The organism is Streptomyces katrae, from assembly GCF_000966975.1.
Classification (GTDB): Bacteria; Actinomycetota; Actinomycetes; order Streptomycetales; family Streptomycetaceae; genus Streptomyces; species Streptomyces katrae.
The window spans coordinates 1-4461 of record NZ_JZWV01001089.1 but is presented as its reverse complement, the minus strand read 5'-3'; the positions used below and the strand labels follow the sequence as shown (position 1 = coordinate 4461).

Below are 4461 nucleotides of genomic sequence, written 5' to 3'. Positions count from 1 at the left end.
TTTCGTTCCGGCTCCCCGGGAGCCGGAACCGGACGGGGCCGCGCGGCCACCCGTGGCGCGCGGTCACTCGTAGCGCCGTCACTCGTATGGCGCGGTCACTCGTAGCGGTAGACGCCGCCGTGGCCGAGCATCTCGCGCGGGGTGACGTCCCACGGGGGCATCGGCTCGTCGAGGGCGATCACCCGGCCGCGCTGGAGGTCTCCGAGCTCCAGCGGGGCGGCGGGCAGGTAGCCGGAGCCGGGGTGGCGCTGCTGCCAGCGGTCCCAGATCAGGTCCACGAAGGCGTGGTGCAGCCAGAACGCCGGGTCGTTGGGGGAGGTGGCGCCCGTCATGTGCCCGCCGATCCACTGGTGGACCTTGTTGTGGTTGCGCCAGCGCTCGCTCTTCGGGGCGGCCCAGCCCTCCAGCTTGTTGCGGAAGCTCCCGCCGCCGGTGGTGGAGTTCCAGGGCGAGGAGTCGTAGACCGGGTCGTCGATCGCCCACTGGAGCTCGGCGGCGGTCGGCAGCGAGATCGGGTTGCCCGGCCGCCCCAGGTTGCGGGTGAGGAACGGGGCCTCGCTGACCCCCTCCGTGATCGTCCAGTTGCCCCGCCGGTGGGCGAAGGGGCCGGTCGTCACCTGGAGGTCGCCCTCCCGGCCGGTGCCGCCGAGGAAGTCCTCGGCCCACAGGGAGGAGACGGGGCTGGAGTCGGTGGTCCAGTCCCAGTAGGGGACGGAGACCTGCGGATCGACCTCCCGCAGCCGCTTCTCGAACTCCAGCAGGTAGCTGCGGTGCCAGGGGAAGAACGACGGGGACATGTGCCCCACGCGCAGCTTGGTGTCCCGGTCGGGCACGAAGTAGGTGCCGTGGGTGCGCACGAACTCGTCGTAGACGCCGTTGCGCTTGAGTTCGAGCAGCGCGGACGTGAACCGCTTCTTCTGGGCGGCGGTGAGGTTCTTCTGGTTCTGCCGGGTGTACACCGCGGGGGTCCTCCTGGTTCCCGGTCGTCAGCCGTGGTGCGGGGCGGCCAGGGCGAGCTGGGTGGTGCCGAGTTCGTCGACGGCGGCACGGGCCGCCTCCAGCGGTGTGTCGTAGGACTGGAAGTGGTTGACCGCGCTGAGGTAGCTGCCGTCGGCCCGGCGCATGACGTGCAGGGGGCGGCCGTCGATGCGGACCGCCGCCGAGACCGGGTCCACGCTGATGTGCCGGCCGCGGTACGTCTCCTCGGTGAGCGGGGCCCTCGGTGAGCGGGGCCGGGCCGAGCGTCTGCCGGGGGCGGCGGGCACGCAGGACGGGGGCCAGCGCGGCGGCGGTGCCGGCGAGGGCGGCACCGCCGAACACGGTACGGAGGAAGGCGCGACGGGTCCGGGTGGCGCTGGCGTACATGGGTCTCCCTCGCTCGGTGGTCCGCGTACGGGGTCTAACGCGGAGTGGCGGGGGAGGTCACCTGTGCGGAACGGTTCCGCTGCGCGGGCCGGGAGTTCGAGGCGCCGGGGGCATCTCCCAGCGGTAGCTGGTGGAGGGTCTGGGGGGAGCCCCCGGGACAGGGGGTCCGGGGTCTCCCCGGGGAACGGAGGAAGGGCGGGGCGGGGAGAAGAGCCCTCCGCCTACGGCGCCGGCAGCTCGGCGAAGTCGGCCACCAGGCCACGGTGGTGGCCCTCGGTGCCGAGCGCGAGGGAGTCGGCCTTGGCCCGCTTGAGGTAGAGGTGGGCGGGGTGTTCCCAGGTCATGCCGATGCCCCCGTGCAACTGGACGCACTCCTCGGCCGCACGCACCGCGACCCCGGAGCAGTACGCCTGGGCGACGGCCACCGTGAGCGGCGCCTCGGGGGCCGCCGTGGCGAGGGCGTCGGCGGCGGCGCGGGCGGCCGCGCGGGCGGAGGCCACGTCCAGCCACAGCCGGGCGAGGCGGTGCTTGAGCGCCTGGAAGGAGCCGACGGGACGGTTGAACTGGTGCCGGCCGCGCAGGTACGCGACGGTCTCCGTGAGGCACCACTCGGCGAGCCCGAGCTGCTCCGAGGCCAGCAGCCCGGCCCCCGAGAGCAGGGCCCCGGCGACGGCCGCCCGCGCGGTGGCGGGGTCGGCGAGGCGGGTTCCGGTGGCGGCGTCGAGGGTGACGGTGGCCAGCGGGCGGGTCAGGTCCAGCGGGACCACCGGGTCCAGGGCGGCGCGGTCGGCGGGGACCGCGTGGAGCCCGGTGTCGGCGAGCACCAGCAGGACGTCGGCGGCCACCGCGTCGGCGACGGAGCTGACGGTCCCGCTGAGCACCCCGCCCCCGGCGTCGTGGAGCGGCGCCGGCAGGGGCGCGCCGGGGGCCAGGGTGAGGGGCAGGGCGGGGACGCAGACGATCCGTCCGGCCGCGAGCTCCCGTAGCAGCTCCGCCGCCTCGGGGCCGTCGCAGGCGCAGGCGAGCAGGATCTCCGTGGCGAGGACGGAGCCGGTCAGGTACGGGACGGGGGCCACGGCCCGGCCCAGCTCCTCCAGGACCACGGCGGCCTCCCGGTGGCCGGCGCCCGCCCCGCCCAGCTTCTCGGGGACGAGCAGTCCGGCGGCTCCGATCTCCGCCGCCAGGGTGTGCCACAGCTCCGGGTCGTGGGGGCGGCCGGTCTCGGCGCGGGCGAGGACGCCCGCGGGGTCGCAGCGGTCGGTGAGCAGGGACCGTACGGCCGCGCGGAGTTCCTCCTCGGTGCCGGAGTAGAGCAGGTCGATGGGGGCGCGGGGGGCCGGGCGGCCCGGCCGCGGCGGGCGTGCGGTCATCGGGCGAGGTCCTTCCAGGGGGTGTCCTTGTCGTCGCGCGGTTCGGCGGGCAGTCCGAGGACGCGTTCGGCGACGATGTTGAGGAGGATCTCGCTGGTGCCGCCCTCGATGCTGTTGCCCTTGGCGCGCAGGTAGCGGTATCCGGCGTCGCGGCCGGTGAAGTCGACGAGGTCGGGGCGGCGCATCGTCCAGTCCTCGTACAGCAGTCCCTCCTCGCCGAGGAGTTCCACCTCCAGGCCGCTGATCTCCTGGTTGAGGCGGGCGAAGGTGAGCTTCATCCCGCTGCCCTCGGGGCCCGGCTGGCCGGCCGCGAGCTGCTGGCGCAGCCGTTCGGCGGTGAGGCGGGCCACCTCGGCCTCGACCCACAGGCCGAGCAGCCGCTGGTGCAGGGCGTGGGTGCGCAGCCCGGGGCGTTCGCGCCAGGCCGCGGCGACGGGGGCGATCATGCCGCCCTCGCGGGGGAGCCGCATGCCGCCGATGGAGACGCGTTCGTTCATGAGGGTGGTGCGGGCGACGGCCCAGCCCTCGCCGACGGCGCCGAGGCGGTGGGCGTCGGGGATGCGGACGCCGGTGAGGAAGACCTCGTTGAACTCGGCCTCGCCGGTGATCTGGCGCAGCGGCCGGACCTCGACGCCGGGGGCGTGCATGTCGCACAGGAAGTAGGTGATGCCCCGGTGCTTGGGGAGGGTGGGGTCGGTGCGGGCGATGAGGATGGCCCAGCGGGCGGTGTGGGCGCTGGAGGTCCACACCTTCTGGCCGTCGACCACCCATTCCCCGGCTTCCTCGTCGAGGACGGCGCGGGTGCCGAGGGCGGCGAGGTCGGAGCCGGCTCCGGGCTCGCTGAACAGCTGGCACCAGACCTCCTCGCCGAGCCACAGGGGGCGCAGGAAGCGGTGCTTCTGCTCCTCGGTGCCGTAGGCGAGGATCGTGGGCGCGGCCATGCCCAGGCCGATGCCGATCCGGCGCGGGTCGTTGTCGGGGGCTCCGGCGGCTTCCAGTTCGCCGTCGACGACGGCCTGGAGGGTGCGGGGCGCGCCCAGGCCGCCGAGGCCCTCGGGGTAGTGGACCCAGGCGAGTCCGGCGTCGAAGCGGGCGCGCAGGAAGTCGGCGGGGGCGGTGGCGGCGGGCGGGTGCGCGGCGAGCAGGTCCCGGGTGCGGGCGAGGAGTTCCTCGGCGGTGGCGGTCATCGGGCGCCGCCGTCCGGGAGGGACGGTACGACGACCAGCCGGCCGGTGGTGGTGCCGTCGGCCACGCGCTGGACGGCCTCGGCGGCCCCGGCGAGCGGGACCCGTTCGCTGACCAGGGGCCTGATCGCGCCCTGGTCGGCGAGGCGGGTGAGTTCGGTGTGGCAGGCGAGGACGGCGGCGGGGTCCTTCGCGGCGTACAGCCCCCAGTGCAGGCCGAGGATGGCGTAGTTCTTCACCAGGGCGTGGTTGAGGGCGGGGGCGGGGACGGTGCCGCCGGCGAAGCCGACGACCACGATGCGTCCCTCGAAGGCCACGCACTTGGCGGAGGCGGCGTAGGCGTCGCCGCCGACGGGGTCGTAGACGACGTCGGCGCCGCGCCCGCCGGTGAACTCCTTGACCCGGGCGACGAGGTCCTCTGCGGTGCGGTCGAGGACGAGGTCGCAGCCGAGCTCTTCGGCCGCGCGGGCCTTGGCCTTGCCGCCGACGACCCCGATGACGGTGGCTCCGGCGGCCTTGCCGAGCTGGACGGCCGCGCTGCC

General features: G+C 75.1%; 5 protein-coding genes. All 5 read right to left on the bottom strand.

All coding sequences use genetic code 11. From position 1 onward, the window contains the following. Positions 1-95: 95 nt before the first annotated feature. Positions 96-959 (bottom strand): tyrosinase family protein, encoded by an 864-nt coding sequence (locus VR44_RS32760; RefSeq protein WP_045951268.1) that lies wholly within the window; start codon positions 957-959, stop codon positions 96-98. A 27-nt stretch (positions 960-986) separates the two neighbouring features. Then, positions 987-1310, bottom strand: a complete 324-nt coding sequence (locus VR44_RS49310) for a tyrosinase family oxidase copper chaperone (protein WP_094192067.1) — start codon at positions 1308-1310, stop codon at positions 987-989. A gap of 276 nt (positions 1311-1586) precedes the next feature. Continuing rightward, positions 1587-2735, bottom strand: coding sequence for an acyl-CoA dehydrogenase family protein (locus VR44_RS32750; RefSeq protein WP_045951267.1), 1149 nt, complete (start codon positions 2733-2735; stop codon positions 1587-1589). Continuing rightward, positions 2732-3922 carry an acyl-CoA dehydrogenase family protein gene (locus tag VR44_RS32745; RefSeq protein ID WP_045951266.1) on the bottom strand — a complete coding sequence of 397 codons (1191 nt, stop codon included), beginning with the start codon at positions 3920-3922 and terminating at the stop codon, positions 2732-2734. The genes VR44_RS32750 and VR44_RS32745 overlap by 4 nt, the downstream gene beginning before the upstream one ends. After that, on the bottom strand, positions 3919-4461 hold a 543-nt coding region (locus VR44_RS32740; RefSeq protein ID WP_045951265.1), incomplete at its 5' end, for a zinc-binding dehydrogenase. The genes VR44_RS32740 and VR44_RS32745, both read right to left, overlap by 4 nt.

What these genes read in the sequence shown, in the direction of transcription:
- VR44_RS32750 (WP_045951267.1), bottom strand. Translation starts at nt 2,735, where the DNA reads ATGACCGCACGCCCGCCGCGGCCGGGCCGCCCGGCCCCCCGCGCCCCC.
- VR44_RS32745 (WP_045951266.1), bottom strand. Translation starts at nt 3,922, where the DNA reads ATGACCGCCACCGCCGAGGAACTCCTCGCCCGCACCCGGGACCTGCTC.